The sequence below is a fragment of the Cognaticolwellia aestuarii genome (assembly GCF_002000025.1).
GTDB classification, from domain to species: domain Bacteria; phylum Pseudomonadota; class Gammaproteobacteria; order Enterobacterales; family Alteromonadaceae; genus Cognaticolwellia; species Cognaticolwellia aestuarii.
Genome location: NZ_MUZV01000013.1, coordinates 14,562 through 31,137, shown reverse-complemented (window position 1 = coordinate 31,137; position 16,576 = coordinate 14,562). Strand labels below are relative to the sequence as shown.

The window sequence follows — 16,576 nt, the reverse complement described above, 5'->3', positions numbered from 1 at the left end:
TCATCGTCAATAAACTCACCATAGAGTTTGCATTTTTGTATTAAATATTGAGGTACTCACTAATGAAACTATTGAAACTCTCTCTAACTCCTCTAATCTGTATTAGCATTATTAGCTGCGGAGGAGGTAATAATGCTGGAGTAGGTGCTGATAATCAGTTACGAGACTACTCTGCAACCTTTACTCCACTGCCTACCACGTCAATTTACCCGAATAGTAACCCTTATAGCGAATCGAGAGAGCAACTTGGTGAATTATTGTTTTGGGATCCTATACTTTCAGGAGATAAGAACACATCTTGTGCTTCATGTCATCATCCCGACTTCGGTTGGGCTGATGGGCGAGTATTCTCTATCGGCTCTGATGGTATTGGGTTAGGGCCAGCAAGATATGGGCAAGAAGTAACACCTATTCATTCTCCTACTATTATGAATGTTACATTTACTGGTGTAAGTAACACTAATGTGACTAGCGATTTTATATCAGGAGGTTACTTCTGGGACCTAAGAACTAATACCTTAGAAGAGCAAGCGGTTGGGCCGATTAAAAACCCAGTTGAAATGCTCGGTTACAATATTGACGAGAAAGATATCATGGCAGAAATAGTGACTAGGCTAAAAGCTGTACCTGAATATGTAGAATTATTCGAGCGAGCATTTTCCGTAGATGATGCCATTAATAGTGAAAATATAGCAAAAGCTCTCGCGAGTTTTGAAAGAAAAATTATTACTCCGAATACGAGATTTGATCAGTTTCTTTCTGGCGATCAAATGGCTTTAACTCAGCAAGAAATTATAGGTCTTAATAAATTTATTGATAGTGGCTGTGCTCGTTGCCATTCAGGCCCAATGCTTTCTGATAATGACATTCACCCCGGTGAAGCTATCATTGATGATGTAGTTGTACGTACCCCAAGTTTAAGAAACATATCAGCGACAGCGCCTTATATGCATGACGGTTCAAGTGGAAGATTAATAGATGCTATTGCTGTTTATGAAAACAGGGGCGATATTGAGGTGAATATTGATGATGAAGACTTTAATGATATTGAAGCGTTCTTAAGAACGCTTGATAACAATGATTTTTATCAAGGAAAGCCCGATATTGTCCCAAGCGGCTTAACAGTAGGTGGAAATATCGACTAGGCTTCTAGTAATAAATAAGTTGCTGCTTATTCCCACAATCATTCAGTGCTAATGACCATGGGTATAGAGATAAGTGGCAACAATCGAGATAATAGCTTTTATTCTTTATACACCTGTTTATCATGATTACCTGTCTGCACAGACAAGCGAAGAAAAGATGATTTAACACTGCACATTAATAAGATAAAACCATAAGCGACTAGCGGTACGGTTTCTGTTCTGCCTTCTAAGCATTTAGTAAAAAAAAGGGAACAATGATAACCAAAAAATTCGACCTGCGATATCTTCCATTCCTTGAGCAGTACTTTAAGCCACATACGGGTTTCATCAAGGTAGCTTTTTGGCACTTTCGACACTTCAATTATATTAGTTACTTTTTTAGAAGTAAGAGTAGCAAGCCAATCACTAATCGCCGTTATTTCATTTTTTGTTAGTACGGTAGACATGCGATTCATATGGCCTGAATAATCAAGCCGTGTCCCATCAGTAAAGGCCTTCATTTGGGTTTGAATATATTGACTGCCAAGCCCCGAAAACATTACAGTCTCAGGGTAACCAGAGCTCTAAGCTAAGTGACAAGAAGCACAAGCCCACACCTTAGGTGCTTTTCCAAATCTCATAATACTGGTCATTTCATTATACTGATCTGGGAACCAATCAGGGGCTCTAAATTTATCATCAATTTCTTACTGGGTATATTTTATTGTGCTGCCAGCAACGCTTAATAAAGGGGGCTATATTTTTAGTTTTATAAGCTACTTTAGCTGCAGCACTTCGTGCTGGTGCCTACTAGGAAGGGGGCTCCTATTATTTTATTATCTGGGTTAACAGAAGAAGCGACTAGAGATAGTGTAATAATTTGACTGTAGTTTTGCATATACTGTTATTCATTGATCAGATTCATTTTTGCTTCTTGAGTGACGTTTAGGATAAAGACAGTAATACCAATGAAATGCCTAACTACCCGCTACAAATTTTTGTAGTAGTGTAAAAAGATTTATTCGTTATGTGTTACTAATTTGGTGTTTAGCCACTTTAGCGCCTCTGCCTCTGTGTAAAAAAAATCTGTCTGAACATTTTTAAATTTATCATAGGTTTGCTCTAGTAAAGTGTTTTGTAAGCTGTTTGAGCAAATCACGGCTTCAAATTTCTCATTATTTGTATCAGCCCATGCATTAACCTTATCAATTTCGTGCCAAATATCAGGCGTGCCTAACTCCCATAATGACAAATTTACCAAACAGGCCCAAGGAGAATCGTTAATAGTATTGGCTAACTCTTTATACTCTTTGCAACACCTAACCGCTGTCTCAAAATTCCAAGCTCCAAGTGGGCGCATTATTAAAATCTGTCCTTGAATTTCGAATTCAAATGAACCGTGTTCTAAAAACATAGATAACTCTTATATTAAAAACTTATTTGAGGCTAAGTATATACTAGATTTATACCTTCTATAATTTAGCCTTTATTTAAATTTGTATTATTTGTAGTGGTCAACTAATTCCGGACATTAAATTAAGGTTTTCTTCTGCTTTAGCAGGAGAGAACCCGTTGTTATAACTATGTGGCCTACGCCAGTTATAGTAGTTCATTAAATAAGTGCTTATATCCAGCTCTGCTTCTTTAATTGAGTGATAGCCATTAGTTGGTACCCATTCTGATTTTAAACTTCTAAACACACGTTCCATCGGTGCATTGTCCCAACAGTTCCCGCGGCGACTCATACTCTGATTTACTCTATAACGCCATAATCGTTGACGGAATTTTATGCTTCCATATTGACTACCTTGATCAGAATGGAACATCAGCCCCTTAGGCTTTCCACGTTGTTGGTTGGCTCTGTCTAATGCTGAGACTACAAGGTCAGCATTAGGCTTGTTCGATACTGACCAACCAACAACTCGTCTGGAGTATAAGTCGAGTACCACCGCAAGATATACCCAACGACTACCCGCCCAAATATAAGTGATATCCCCACACCAAACATGATTTGGCTGCGACACATTAAATTCTCGGTCCAATAGATTTGGAATGTCAGGTCGTTCAACGGTTGCTTTTTTATAAGCATGCGAACCCGGCTGTTTACTGATTAAGTGCATGTCTTTCATGATACGCCTAACTTTAAAGCGACCTATATTGAGTCCATCTTCACCAAGCATCACAACCAGGCTTCGGCTTCCGGCAGAGCTTCTGCTAAGTTTGAATAACTCATTTACCTTGGCTCGTAACTCTATCTCTTGCTTGTTAATAACTTTTCTAGATTGTTTAAAGTCATAAAAACTAAAACGCGATACTTCAAAAACGTCGCAAATCAACTCTGTAGACTCATGCTCACTTAACTTATTGATTAACGTATATTCTTCATTTCGTCTGACATTAAGAGAGCTGTAGCCTTTTTTAAAATTGATTTTTCCCGCTCGAGACGATTAACTCTGGCTTCTAGTGCTTGGATCTTTTGTTGCTCAGGGGTTAGCGCTTTGGACTTTGGTGTAGTTCCACCACGTTCATCACTTAACTGCTGCATCCAACGTCTTAATGCTGTTTCTCCAACACCAAGCGAACGAGCAGCTTCCGGAACACTATAACTTTGATCAAGCACCAAGCTTGCTGCTTCTAATTTAAATTCTTTTGTAAAAGTTCGACGTTTACTCATCATGTGACACCTCATGTAAGTGGTAATAATACCACCTTAAATTGTGTCCGAGATCATTAAACCACTACAATTTTTGCCATAATAAGTTGGGGGAGGAAGTACCTATTCTTTGTGTTAAGTATTGCCTGAGCCAACGACGCTTAATATTACTAGTCATAAAGTTGAGGACTAGGGAAATATTGAGACATGCTGATTTTTGGTTCAGGAGATTATTCCTAAAAAAATTATATTAATAGGTTAGGGGGGGGGGAATTCGCAAAGCTCAAAATTATGATGTTAAATCGATTGTAGGCTATTTCGGGTACTTATGAGTGATGAATAAATAAGCTAATAAATTGACTGTGACAGCACTGTTAGTAGAGGCGATAAAGTATCAATGGATGACTTTTTCTTTATAGCCATCTTGCGACTTAATTCAAAATAAAGCTAGGCATATTCAATGGGAATCTTAATACAAGCATTAAAGTGTTTTAGTGCCGCAATTACTTCGGCGCTGAAGAGTTAACATATCGTAAGTTCGAGTAAACCTTCACCAAATTAAATATGGCCAAGGTAAATTTAATCTACAATAAGATTCTAGGTAGCATTTCCCCGCCTGCTGACAAACATCTAAACGAATAACCGCTATTATAAAGAAGTAAAATAGCGGTTATTCGTGATAAGCGTTATATCAAAAAGTTAAAACGCATAACTTACATTTAAGTTAACACTACGGCCTTCTTCATAAAAATCAATAGGATTGCTAAGATCGCCATTTCTTTCGTATTCTTTACGTTGTGCATAGCTTTGATCAAATAGGTTAGTTGCCGATAACTTAACCGTTAAGCCACTAACAGCTTTCGGCTCGTAAGTACCGAAAATATCCATGGTAAACCAAGATTCTGAGCCTTCAGCTGGAATTGTTTCGCTGCCACCACCTTCAATAAGTTGCTCTGTCGGTACATTATCATGTGTGAATGAAAATCTTGCACTAGTACCAATAATTAACTCATCGTTGACTGTGTAGTTACTGACAAGGTTAATCTTATTAGATGGCATGCTTTGTAAATACCAACCTGTATTAGTATCTGTGCCGCGAGTTTTACCATAGCTAGCAGAGAAGTCAAAATCTCCTAATAAATAACTTGATGTTACTTCAAAACCTTTTAATTTCGCTTCACCAATATTAACTTTTTCACCATCAGGCCAGTCAACACTGTAAATATCAGTAATAAAGTCTTTGATATCATTTTGGAAGATATTGAATCGTGTTACTAAAGAATCGTTATTAGCAAAAACACTTTGGTAATCAAAAACTACACCTAACTCTTTGTTGTCAGCACGCTCAGACTTTAAGTTCGGATTAGGTTTAAAGCCACGGCCAGAAGTAAATAGCGAGCCATTACCTGGGTTGTTAATTGCTTCAGCATATGAAGCAAAAAACTTAATTTCGTCATTAGCATGGTAAATTACATTTAATGATTTAGACGCACGTGTTTCTGTCCGACCATCTCTTAATAATGCTTCACCATCTAAGCCGATAGCATTAGATGATTCTACGTAAAAGGAATCATAACGAATACCTGGTATCACTTCAAAAGCGTCACCAATAGGTAACTGTACATTCACCCAAGCTGCAAGCTTATGTGCTTCACTTGATGCTTCACTACCTGCACTTTCATCTTCAACTATTTCACCCGTGTTAGCATCAGTCTTGATAATAGCACCAGTGTGCGTTGTAAAATGACCTGATGTACCATAGTGTACTAAACCAAAGTCAGTTAATGAATTGTTGCCAATGCTATAGCCCCAGCTCTCATCTTGAATGTCTTGAATACCTTCAATATCGCCTCTTTCTTCTTCCCAAGAGAATGAATCAACATTGTTCAAATACAATGATGCTTGTAGATCTAGTAAATCATTATCACTGGCAGAGTCACTCCAGACTAATGAGCTACCGGTATACTTAGCGTCACGGAAACCAACATCGTTTCTTACTTGGTATGTACGGCTGTCGTCATAATTAAAAGTAAAGACTAAACGTTGATCGGCACTGAATTGGTTGCCTACTTTAATAAGGCCAGACGTTTGGTCACCACGGGTTCTTTCATTAACGCCGCCGCCACCTATTTCGTAACCATCGCGGTCACTTGTTTGGCCTGCAACTAAATAATCGAACGTATTTGATTTACCAAACAAAGATAAGCCATAATCTGTTTGTGCATTGTTACTACGATAGCCTAAATCAACTTTAGCGCCAAATGTCTCATCTTGCGCTAATAAGTCTAACGCAGACAAGGTTGCAATAGTGACTTTACCTGCTGCTGCACCAGAAGTTGGTCCGGCAGTAACTTTGATACTTTTAACAAAGTTAGGATTTAAGTGCCAGCTGCCTCGCTTGGTTGCATAATTACTTTGATAAATACCATCAATAGCAATGTAAGCGTGCGATTGCGGCAAACCACGAATTGAAATGTTTTCACTCGTTGGCGTTGGTCCGCCCAAAATATCAACATTAGGAATAATGCGTAACGCGGCAGGCACGTTTTTACTTGCTATATTCTTAATCGTTGCTTCATTAAGCGTTGAAATAGCCTGAGGCGCTCTAACAGAATCTTGTTTACTTTCTTCTGAGTCGCTTGCAATAACAGTAATGCTATCAAGTAAGTATTTGTCTGCGTCGTTAACTTCAGCTATTGCTGATTGGCTGCTTAAGGCTAAGCAAACTGCCAGTGAAATTTTAGATGTGTTCATGAAAGTTATCCCTAAATGGTATTGCAAATGAGATTCATTATAATTTAGGGTTTGTATTCTAATTGTCACATGAACGTATTTAGGGTGAAGTAATACAAAACTTTTTAGTTACTGGCTTACTTTTTTACGAGAAAAACGGATAATTACTGGTTGGCATTAAAAATGAGAAGAATTAATTTTAATCGTAATAAGCAGGTTCGTTAATATTGGGAACTTAGCGTAAGAAGGGGATGACGCGGGCTAAGGTCGCCCCCGTCAATTTGGACTTTACATTGTGCTTATTGAGTGATCTCAAATGTTAAGAATTTTTCAATAGATCTAAAATCTGCCATTTCATTATCTTTAAGCTCTACACCGAATTCAACACCCATTAAATAACGTCCAGGGTATTTTGGGTTGAAAGTTACAAGGCCTTTATCTTTTGGAGTCAAGTTAACTTCAACTTTATCGCTGTCTTGGTAATAAAATTCATTTAAGCTTTTTAACGCAATTTCAGCTTCGGGTATAGGTTGTCCGTTATAAGTTAATTTGAAGCTAAAAGCTTTGCCTGCTCTTAATTTATTAGGGTGTTGCATTAGCACAATTTGTAAACCGTCATTACGGGTTTGCTTTATATCACTAAAACCATTATAGCTAACGTATGTTTCTGTAATTATTTGCTTTTCTACTGTTTTCTCAGGTTTAGAACCTTTAGGTAATGTGTGATACTCTGTTTTAGGCATTCTAATTTTATGTTTTTTACCCGTTTCATCAAAATAGAATGAAAGAAACACTTTTGTCATTGGGCTTTCGAAATGATAAGTACCAGATTCATTGAATTCTACTTCAAATACTTCTTTTACTTTACCTGAGTAATCCGCATTCAACGTTGTTGATGTGCCTTTTGGTGACGTCATCATAAGACTTTTAACTTCATGATTTGATTCAGCAACGTATGCTTGAGCTGAACGAGAAACATCTAACGCAAATACTTTTTGTTCTTCGCTATTAATTTCATGAGTATCGGCTTTTATCCAAATATCATGTGCTTTTACGGCAGTACATGTAGCGAATAAAGCGCTGGCTAGTATAATTTTTTTCATTAAGTCGTTTCCTTTAATTGACAACAGCAATCATTATTGCCCAACTTGTATCACCGAATTGTCACTTGGGGGTGACAAATTGTAGACAGCTTTGCCTTTACACTGTAAAAACCATTCAACAGATAGGATATAAATGAGTTATAAACTACAATTTAGACTATTGACTTCTGCGTTAATGTCGCTGTTAATGGCCTCTGTCATGAGCGGCTGTATTATTGCGATGAAATTGAATGGTACTGGCGTGTTATTCCTAGAGGCATGGCGTGATGCTTTTATTTTTGCATGGCCCATTGCCTTTCCAACAGCATTTTTCATGGGCCCAGTGGTGCAATATTTGGTTAAGAAAATGTTGCCGGAAAGCTAGTTATTATTTCCACGTTCAATACAAAACTTTTCTATTTCAAGTTCGCCATTAACGCATGATTTTGTCAGTGAAATAGGGAGAGTGATTAACTCTTTTTTACCATGCTCTCTTGCAACCTCTAAAGAAATTTCATCCCAAGTGCCATTGACAGTGAAGGTATAGTCAAAGGTTTTATTTTTGCTTGTTGCGCCAGTAACCGCGTCACTTTCACTGCGGTTTTCTCGCGCAATACTACGCCAAAACCTTTTCAAATCTCTTAACCATTTGACCTTTTCTCTGATCACTACCAACGCTTTATGTTGATTGTTTTTTTTACTTAGCCAGAGAGCAAAATAAGGATTGAGCTGTTTTCTACCAAAGGATGGCAGCTCCACATGAACGATAATGTCTTGTTTTACCGCAGCCTCGGCGTTAATAAAGGATTTCTCTAGTGCTGATGACTTTTCTTTCGCTGAAGACTCTTCAATAAAAAACAGGCTAGTTATTAAAATGATGCAAACACTTAATTTTATTTTCAATTGTTTATTCCATGAATAGTATAAATGTAATGGCGCTTAATGATAAAAAATATAAATAATTACGACGTTGTTTCTTATCTCTGAGACTTAACCAAATACCGGTAATCGCAATAAGAATGAAAACCAAGGCGGTAATATCAGAAACAGCCTTCCAAACGCTACTGGTATATCGCCCTTGATGCAGCTCATTCAATTGACTGACTAAACCAAAGTCAGTGCTTTCAATAAATAGCTGTTGATCTTCTATATATAATTCAAGTCTTTTTCCTGGGCTTGGTAAAGATAACTCTTTGTGTAAAATTAATTCACTAAGCTTAATTTTACTCAAGGAGATATCAGCTTCACGTAAGAGTAAGTTAAGGCTCTTTATATCAAGGTTATCAATAGTATGATGATTAGTAGTTTGCTCTGGTGTTGCTTCAAACAGCGCCCTATGATTTAAACTGAGCCCTGTTAATGAAAAAACCAGTAACAAAGTGCAGCAAATTAATGAGCAATATATATGCAAGGTTCGAAGATGTTTATGCTTTACTTTCATAAAATACGACTAATAAAAACCTTGAATTTAACACCAACAAGTTCACTCAAAGATCAACCTGACAAATATCACAAAAAATCTCTTCTTTAGGCATAAATTAGACATTAATTAGACATCGCAAGGAGTAAAATCGATGCAAATATTCACGAATGATAATCATTAACATCAGCAGTATTAAGATATGATCTTATTAATTGAAAACAACTTGAAAAGTGCCGAGTCTATTGGGGACTTTTTATCTAACCAGAATATTGAAATTGATTTTGCATTTAATGGTGTTTCAGGCTTTGAACTCGCTTCAAAGAACAAATACGAAGTCATCATTATGAACATTGAACTTACTAAACTAAATGGTTTGGCCCTTTGCCATAAAATTAGAAATGAGCTTTTTATCAGTACACCGATAATATTTTTAAGTGATAAAGATGATATACAAGATAAAATTGCCGCCTTTAGTGCTGGTGCCGATGACTTTATTGTTAGCCCTTTATCATATGACGAACTTCATTGTCGTGTTAAAGCCTTATCCTTACGTGGACCCCGTAGGGATATTGGCCAACAAACAGTAGCAAAACTTAAAATTGACTATAACTTAAGAACCGTAACCTGCAATGACACCACAGTAAAACTACATTTTTTACAAATGAATATCTTAAAAGTGCTAGTGCAGCACTATCCAAATACGGTCTCTCGCCGAATGCTTGAACAAGAGATTTGGGGCGAAGAATCTCCTGCAAGTGCACCGCTTAGAACCCATATTTATCGCTTACGCATCGCACTTGAAAAGCCTTTTCAACAGCCTGTTATCGATACGGTTTATGGGCAAGGGTATCACCTAGTCCACCCTTTTTAATCAGCATTAGTGATTACGCTCAATAGTAATATTCATGATTACCATTACATTCAGATAATATATTTTCAGGAGATAAAAAATGCCTTTATGGTTAGTTCAAGGTGGCTGGAGCTTATGGGTGCTGATTGCACTTTCTGTCATTTCAGTATCAATCGCGAGTTACAAATTGGCGCAATTCATCTGGTTTGGTGTCGCTAACAGTCGTCACTATGCATCATGGATTACAAAGTTTAGTAATAACTCACTTTCTGTCAACTATAGCAAAAAGCATAGCGATGCTTACCTACTGAATGAAATCACTAACCATGCGGTTAATCAGTCAAAAATTCATCATAACAAAGATGACTTTGAAGTGGTGATGGAGCAATACGCTACCAATAAAATAGAGCAAATGCGTGGTGGATTAAAAACCCTTGAGGTGATCAGTATGACCGCTCCTTTACTCGGCCTTTTAGGTACTGTATTAGGGATGATAAATGCTTTTGACCAGTTGAAAAACTCGGGTATGCAAGTTGACCCAAGCATTTTGTCGGCGGGTATATCTCAAGCGTTGTTAACAACCGCTGCAGGCCTTGTTGTTGCCTTACCAGCATTATCGCTGTGGCATCTTTATGAACGAATGTTAGCCAAAGCACAACGTCAAATTGAAACCTTATTAACTGAAATATCGATCAGAACCCAATGGCAAGAGTCAACGCATGAAACTGTCAGCAAAGCCTAAAAGCTCCCCGATAGTAAGTTTAACACCACTGATTGATGTGGTGTTTATCTTATTAATTTTCTTTATGTTAGTTAGCCAATTTATGCAGCTACAACAGCAAAGTGTGCCCTTGAGTGCTGAAGGTAAAGCTTCTACAGAAGCGCATGACAGTCTCAATATTGGCATCATAAAAAATGAAGGGGAAAATACCCTTGATTATCGGGTTAATGGTATCGCAATGAACTTTTCCCAAGTAAGTTCATATTTGCAAGAAAATAAGGTAGCGAAGGTGTTGTTAATGCCAGAAGCGAACATAAGTTTACAAACATTTATTACCGTGAAAGAACGTTTATCACGTTTGGGCATTAAAAAAATTAACAGCGAATTTATTGGCTATGAAGTTAACTAAAGCAGTCACCGCGTCGCCGGTTATTGAACCTATGCTACCGCTAATTAATATTATCTTTTTATTGTTGATATTTTTTATGGTCTCTGCACATATCACCACGCCGATTACTGGTATTTTAATACCTAACCAATCAAAAGAAAATCCTTTAGCGCATAAAGATAACTCGCAAGACAAGTGGCTTTTTATCAGTAAAGACGGCGAGTTAACTTATCAAAAAAATGCCATGGCTTTTTCTGCATTGGCAGATAATTTTCACGATAGAGCAGAGTTGTCGATACTCGCCGATAGCGAGATAACCACAGGGATGCTAGAAAAAATTGTTAGAGAGCTCAGTAAAGCAGGAGTTAAAAACCTCAAGTTAGTAACGCAATTATCACTTCCTACTGCAGAGGACGACTTATGAATTGGCGACCAAAACCTATTGCGACTGGTGTGACCGCCTTAGTTTGCGCACTTTATTTCAATGTGATCTTTTGTGATGAGATGGATCGGGGCAGAAGAAAACATCATCAGGCTTTGCAAGTTGTTGATATGACGTTGACCTTTTCAAGCCCGCTGCCAAGTGCTAATACTGAAAAAAAACAGCAAAATACGCCGCCTGAAACAACGAGTAGCCCCCCTGAACCTGAAGTGCCCAAACCAATGGCTAAACCTGCAGTTAAGCCGAATAAGCCAGTGAAACGTTTAGCTGTTGTACCCGTAAAAAAAACGGAAGTAAAACCAATCGTAAAAAAGAAGCCTATAGCTAAAACAAAGGTAGATATAGCAAGGGCTAAGCATAATGACGATAATAAACCTCATGAAAAAGACTTAGCAAAAAACAATAAACCGACCAATTTTGAAAATAATAGTCAACCATCACCAACTTCCGCTATTGTTCAAAATACTAGCAGTGCTGCCAGCTTACAACGTACGGGTGTGGAATCAGTAATGCATGATTATATGGGACAAGTACGTGATTATATTGCTAAGCAAAAACGCTACCCTATAGAGGCAAAAATAAGACGGCATCAAGGCAATGTCACTATTAGTTTTATTATTGATGCTGACGGACGAGTATCTGAATCTAAAATCATTCGAGCATGTAAAAGTCGCTACATTAATAAAAGTGTAAAAACATTACTTTCAAAACTTAGGTTTAACGCGGCCCCTCAGAAGATAAGAGATCAATTCCCGAAAATAGTCGTATTAGACGTCAATTATCAATTTGGCTAGTACTTTTACTGCATATCAATGACATAAATTAGACCTAAACCGCATTACATTAGTGTAATCATTTTAATCACTCGATCCATATTAAAATAATGGAACTCTCATGAAAAATTATAGTTTAAAACCATTAACTGCACTTATTGCTGTATTAACACTGGTGCTTGCCACTGTAATCCTTGCAACAGCACCCACACAAGCGTTATCGCCACAAAAAGAAAAAGTCTTATCAGTGAGTGTTATGGATGTTGAACCTCAAAGCTTCGCGCCCTCTTATCAGGCATTCGGACGAACAGAGTCAGTGCAAAGATTGTCATTAACTTCGCAAATTGAAGGCGAAGTTATTTATGTTAATCAAGCTTTTATTGCCGGTAATCAACTTAAAAGAGGTGAGTTGGTTTATGAAATTGATGATCGAGACTATTTATTTAAATTAAATCAAAAAAAGAGCGAGTTACAAATAGCGCAAGCAAATTTACAAGTTGAACTTGGTGAGCAAAAGGTTGCTAAGCAAGAATATCTGCGTATTAAAAGTGAATTTAGTGATAAGAATCTATTGCAAAAGTCGCTTATGTTACGAGAGCCACAATTAGCAACTGCAAAAGCAAACGTAACGATTGCACGAAATAGTGTAAACCTTGCTATGAGAGACTTAAAAAGATGCAAGGTTATCAGTAATGGCACCTATACCGTATTAGCAAAAACAATTTATCCGGGTAGCTTTGTTAATAAGGGCGATAGTATTGGTGAACTAGTACAACTTTCACCGCTACGTGTTTCACTCCCTGTGCCTAATGATGTCGCGAGTATGCTAGCGGTAGGGCAACAGGTTGTAGCTATCGGTCAAAATAAGCAAAAGCGCCGAGCCATAGTGTCAGAGGTGTCGCCAAATTTATATGCTAACAGCCAATTAAGACAAGTTTACTTAAGTATAGAAAATCAAGACGAGATTTTTATTTTAGGTGAATTTATTACCGTTGATTTACAGTTAACACCGCAAAGAAACACCCTAAGAATACCGCTTAGCGCAATTGACAACGGAATGTTTTGGATTGTTGACCAAGACAAAAAATTATCAGCAAGGGCCGCAACCGTTATTTGGCAAGATGAGCGTAGTGCAATTGTTAATAACAATATTGCTAAAGGTGACTCCGTCGTTACCAGTGCAATAGCAGGGGCACAAGAAGGTATGCTTGCGAATATCGTGACGGGGATTTTATAATGACCAAAAAAAGCATGTTATCAGCACCTTCTCTATGGATGATTGATAACCCTATTGCTTCAAGCTTATTAACTTTTGGCATAATTATTCTTGGCTTACTGTCTTTTAATAGCATTAATCAGGAAAGTAGTCCTTCTTTTCAGATTAATGAAATTTTAATCAAGGCAAGTTATCCCGGTGCTACGCCTAAAGATATTGAGCAAGGTATCGTATTAAGTATTGAGCATCAATTAAGAGACAATCCGAATATTGACCGAATAAGTGCCGATGCCTATGAAGGCTCGGCTCGTATCACTTTGGATTTAATTGAAGGTGTTAATCCTGATACCATCTTGTCGCAAGTTAAAAACAGTATTGATGGTATTAACAGCTTTCCCGCTGAAATGGAAAATCCAACCATTACTTTTGTTGAAGAGCTCGACAGTATTGTAGAAATTGGACTCCATGGTGAACTCTCAGAATTAGTGCTCTACCGTGAAGCCTCGCAGTTAAAGCAAAGCATGTTAGATGAACTCGATTTAGCCAAAATCAGCATTCAAGGTGCGCGCTCTCCTGAAATCGTTATCGAACTTAATCAGGAGAAGTTGCGCCAATATCAACTGACTTTATCGCAAGTATTATCAAAAGTTAAAGCTTCGGTGACCGATATCCCTGCAGGCAGTATTAATACGCAAGGTGGTGAGATTTTAATTCGTACGCTAGGTCGAAAAGAGCAAAGCGAGCAGTTTGCAGATATAGATATCATCAATGACGGCAATGGCAATCGTGTGACCTTAGCTGAAATTGCTACCATTAGTGACAGCTTTCAAGGGCAAATACGACCATTTCAAGTCAACAGTGAGCCCGGATTAGAGCTTAAGGTTTATCAAAACAAAAGCAGTAAGCCTATGGATATCAGTAAAGATATTCAAGCGTTTATCGCGGACTACCAAGCAGAAATTCCCGCGGGTTTAACCTTAACTATATTGCAAGATGAGTCAGAGCCTTTTGGTCAACGCATTAATTTACTGACCAGTAATGGTCTTATTGGCATCTTGTTGGTGATCTTAGTATTATCACTATTTCTCGATTTAAGATTAGCTTTTTGGGTTAGTATGGGCATACCTATTTCGATTGTTGGCACCCTAGGGCTGATGCCAATACTTGATATTCCCATTAACATGGTGACACTATTTGCTTTTATCATCACCATAGGAATATTGGTTGATGACGCGGTGATTGTGGCTGAAAATATTTACCTGAAAGTTCAGCAAGGCATTGCCATGAATATTGCGCTAAAAGATGGCGTAAAAGAAATGACCTTACCTGTGGTTTTTTCAGTGGCCACTAATATCATTGCGTTTATTCCGCTACTTTATGTGCCGGGTGAACTTGGTGTTATGTATAAACCAATGACCTTACTCATTTTTGCCATTTTCATCGTCTCACTTATCGAAGCGCTATTAATATTGCCTTTGCATTTAAGACATATTGATAAGCCGATGCGCTTTGGTGCGATAACGAAAGTTCAAGCTTATTGCTTTAAACGTTTCGATCACTTTAAAAGTGCGGTTTATGCTCGATGGTTACGCACCAGTTGTCAGAACCCTATTACCGTTATTATCATCTTTTTATCACTGTCTACCATAGTTTTTTCATGGGTGTATAGTGGCCGAGTGGATTCAAGTTTTGTCCCTAAAATTGAATCAACACGTATTGATGCTGAAGTGGAATTCCCCACCGGTGCGCCGTTAAAAGATAAAATCAGTATTATTAATTATATTGAACGCGCTGGTATCGAAGCCATTGCCAGTCTAAACGGACAAAACGATTATAAGTTTCGCATGCAAGATATTGGTTCAAGCAGTGGCTCGTCAACCTTTATGATTGTGCCTGATGACCAACGTGCTTTTACCGCCAAAGAATTTGTTAACGCATGGCGCACTCATATAGGTGAAGTGCCCGGCGTAAAATCAATTTTCTTTGACTACCAAGTAGGCCCAGGTGGCGGTAAAGAGCTAGTAATTGAACTAGGACATAAAAATGCAGAAATATTAACCTTAGCCGCTAATGAATTAATGGATGGGCTAAATAGATTATCAGGCGTTACTGATATTGATAGCGCATTAATGGACGGTAAGCTGCAATATAACCTTACGCCAACACCTTTAGGTAAAAGTCTTGGTTTTACCTCTGACAATTTAGGCGAGCAAATTCGCTTACGCTTTTTTGGTGGCGAAGCCATTCGACAAATAGTGGCCGGAGATGAAGTTAAAGTGAGAGTGATGATGCAAAGAAGCGAGCAATACTATGCTAATCAGCTTAGCCAACTCATCATCACCGCGCCTAATGGCGATAGTGTTGAGTTAGCACAAGTTGCGGACATTTCCACCACTAAGGCCGCCACGAGTATTAACCGTGTCGACGGTATCCAGATAGTGGAAGTTACTGCCAGCATATTGCGCCAAGTGGCGAGTGCGTCACTGATGCTGACCACGGTTGAAGAAAACTTATTAAGCAATTTAAGTGCAAAATACCCTGAGCTTGACGTAGAGCTCGGTGGCGCTGCACGTATTGAGTCAAAAGTTAATTCAGAAATAATTAAGGGGATAGGCCTGGCATTCGCGCTTATTTTTGCCATGTTAGCGATAATATTTAGAAACTATATTGATGCTATTCTCGTACTGCTTATTATCCCATTTTGTTTAGCAGCGGCTATGTTAGGGCATATTGTCATGGGATATTCGTTTAGTGTGATGAGCTTATTTGGCATGATTGCGCTATCTGGTTTAGTCATCAATGGCTCGTTCGTTATGCTCCTTAAAATCAAAGCCCTGCGCAAAGAGGGCATGGATTATAAAAATGCAGTCATAGAAGGCGCTTTAAATCGTTTTCGCCCAGTCGTATTAACGGCAGTAACCACCGCCGCGGGTTTGTTTCCCATGTTATTTGAAACGTCGACGCAGGCCTTGTATTTAGTGCCAATGGTGATCAGTTTGAGCTTTGGCTCGGTATTTTCTATTGCAACAATATTGATACTTAGTCCAGCTATGTTCATGTTGTCAGAGCGATTAAAGGCGACAGAGGTAAATGCTAAGCAACTAGAAAGCAGGATAAGAACAGCAGCCATTTTGGTCGGCGATAAATAGGGGGCAATCAATAGCATGTTTA

The 16,576-nt window shown here is 38.1% G+C and carries 16 protein-coding genes; 9 read left to right on the top strand and 7 right to left on the bottom strand.

Translation table 11 applies throughout. The annotated features are described in order from the left end of the window. Nucleotides 1-62 precede the first annotated feature (62 nt). Nucleotides 63-1,145 carry a cytochrome-c peroxidase gene (locus B0169_RS16690; RefSeq protein WP_077287908.1) on the top strand — a complete coding sequence of 361 codons (1,083 nt, stop codon included), beginning with the start codon at nt 63-65 and terminating at the stop codon, nt 1,143-1,145. Between the two features lie 98 nt (nt 1,146-1,243). Here B0169_RS16690 and B0169_RS16685 read toward each other — a convergent pair whose 3' ends face one another. The 5 genes from B0169_RS16685 to B0169_RS16665 all read right to left on the bottom strand — a co-directional run bounded on the left by B0169_RS16685 (nt 1,244) and on the right by B0169_RS16665 (nt 7,613). Further along, the gene (locus B0169_RS16685; protein ID WP_077287906.1) at nt 1,244-1,684 is read right to left on the bottom strand and encodes a c-type cytochrome; all 441 of its coding nucleotides are present in this window, start codon (nt 1,682-1,684) and stop codon (nt 1,244-1,246) included. A 458-nt stretch (nt 1,685-2,142) separates the two neighbouring features. Next, the gene (locus B0169_RS16680) at nt 2,143-2,538 is read right to left on the bottom strand and encodes a hypothetical protein (RefSeq protein WP_077287904.1); all 396 of its coding nucleotides are present in this window, start codon (nt 2,536-2,538) and stop codon (nt 2,143-2,145) included. 100 nt (nt 2,539-2,638) lie between these two features. After that, a protein-coding gene (locus tag B0169_RS16675; protein ID WP_143323581.1) for an IS3 family transposase occupies nt 2,639-3,801 on the bottom strand; the annotation gives its coding sequence in 2 pieces (ribosomal slippage) (nt 2,639-3,546 and nt 3,546-3,801; 1,164 coding nt in all). A gap of 675 nt (nt 3,802-4,476) precedes the next feature. Then, a complete protein-coding gene (locus B0169_RS16670; protein WP_077287902.1) occupies nt 4,477-6,531 on the bottom strand; it encodes a TonB-dependent receptor domain-containing protein in 2,055 nt (684 codons plus the stop codon). 278 nt (nt 6,532-6,809) lie between these two features. Next, nucleotides 6,810-7,613 (bottom strand): DUF4198 domain-containing protein, encoded by an 804-nt coding sequence (locus tag B0169_RS16665; RefSeq protein WP_077287900.1) that lies wholly within the window; start codon nt 7,611-7,613, stop codon nt 6,810-6,812. A 133-nt stretch (nt 7,614-7,746) separates the two neighbouring features. Here B0169_RS16665 and B0169_RS16660 point away from each other — a divergent pair, with 133 nt between their 5' ends. Then, nucleotides 7,747-7,977: a DUF2798 domain-containing protein gene (locus B0169_RS16660; RefSeq protein ID WP_077287898.1), complete on the top strand. Its 231-nt coding sequence runs from the start codon at nt 7,747-7,749 to the stop codon at nt 7,975-7,977. Here the strand turns inward: B0169_RS16660 and B0169_RS16655 are convergent. Together B0169_RS16655 and B0169_RS16650 are read right to left on the bottom strand one after the other, a co-directional pair. Beyond that, nucleotides 7,974-8,495: a DUF2271 domain-containing protein gene (locus tag B0169_RS16655; RefSeq protein ID WP_077287896.1), complete on the bottom strand. Its 522-nt coding sequence runs from the start codon at nt 8,493-8,495 to the stop codon at nt 7,974-7,976. The genes B0169_RS16660 and B0169_RS16655 overlap by 4 nt on opposite strands. A 4-nt stretch (nt 8,496-8,499) precedes the next feature. Then, entirely contained in the window at nt 8,500-9,033 is a 534-nt protein-coding gene (locus B0169_RS16650; protein WP_077287894.1) for a PepSY-associated TM helix domain-containing protein, read from the bottom strand. Between the two features lie 181 nt (nt 9,034-9,214). On the opposite strand from B0169_RS16650, the gene B0169_RS16645 reads away from it, so the two are divergent. The 7 genes from B0169_RS16645 (at nt 9,215) to B0169_RS16615 (ending at nt 16,554) form a co-directional block, all read left to right on the top strand. Further along, nucleotides 9,215-9,886, top strand: a complete 672-nt coding sequence (locus tag B0169_RS16645) for a response regulator transcription factor (protein ID WP_077287892.1) — start codon at nt 9,215-9,217, stop codon at nt 9,884-9,886. 79 nt (nt 9,887-9,965) lie between these two features. Next, on the top strand, nt 9,966-10,607 hold the full coding sequence (locus tag B0169_RS16640) for a MotA/TolQ/ExbB proton channel family protein (RefSeq protein WP_077287890.1): 642 nt from the start codon (nt 9,966-9,968) through the stop codon (nt 10,605-10,607). Continuing rightward, complete coding sequence (locus tag B0169_RS16635; RefSeq protein WP_077287888.1) at nt 10,585-10,995, top strand: ExbD/TolR family protein; 411 nt, start codon at nt 10,585-10,587, stop codon at nt 10,993-10,995. Before B0169_RS16640 ends, B0169_RS16635 begins: the two co-directional genes overlap by 23 nt. After that, nucleotides 10,982-11,398: a biopolymer transporter ExbD gene (locus B0169_RS16630; protein WP_077287886.1), complete on the top strand. Its 417-nt coding sequence runs from the start codon at nt 10,982-10,984 to the stop codon at nt 11,396-11,398. Before B0169_RS16635 ends, B0169_RS16630 begins: the two co-directional genes overlap by 14 nt. After that, on the top strand, nt 11,395-12,210 hold the full coding sequence (locus tag B0169_RS16625) for an energy transducer TonB (protein WP_077287884.1): 816 nt from the start codon (nt 11,395-11,397) through the stop codon (nt 12,208-12,210). The genes B0169_RS16630 and B0169_RS16625 overlap by 4 nt, the downstream gene beginning before the upstream one ends. 100 nt (nt 12,211-12,310) lie before the next feature. Then, entirely contained in the window at nt 12,311-13,426 is a 1,116-nt protein-coding gene (locus B0169_RS16620) for an efflux RND transporter periplasmic adaptor subunit (protein WP_077287882.1), read from the top strand. Further along, nucleotides 13,426-16,554: an efflux RND transporter permease subunit gene (locus tag B0169_RS16615; RefSeq protein WP_077287880.1), complete on the top strand. Its 3,129-nt coding sequence runs from the start codon at nt 13,426-13,428 to the stop codon at nt 16,552-16,554. Before B0169_RS16620 ends, B0169_RS16615 begins: the two co-directional genes overlap by 1 nt. Nucleotides 16,555-16,576: the final 22 nt, after the last annotated feature.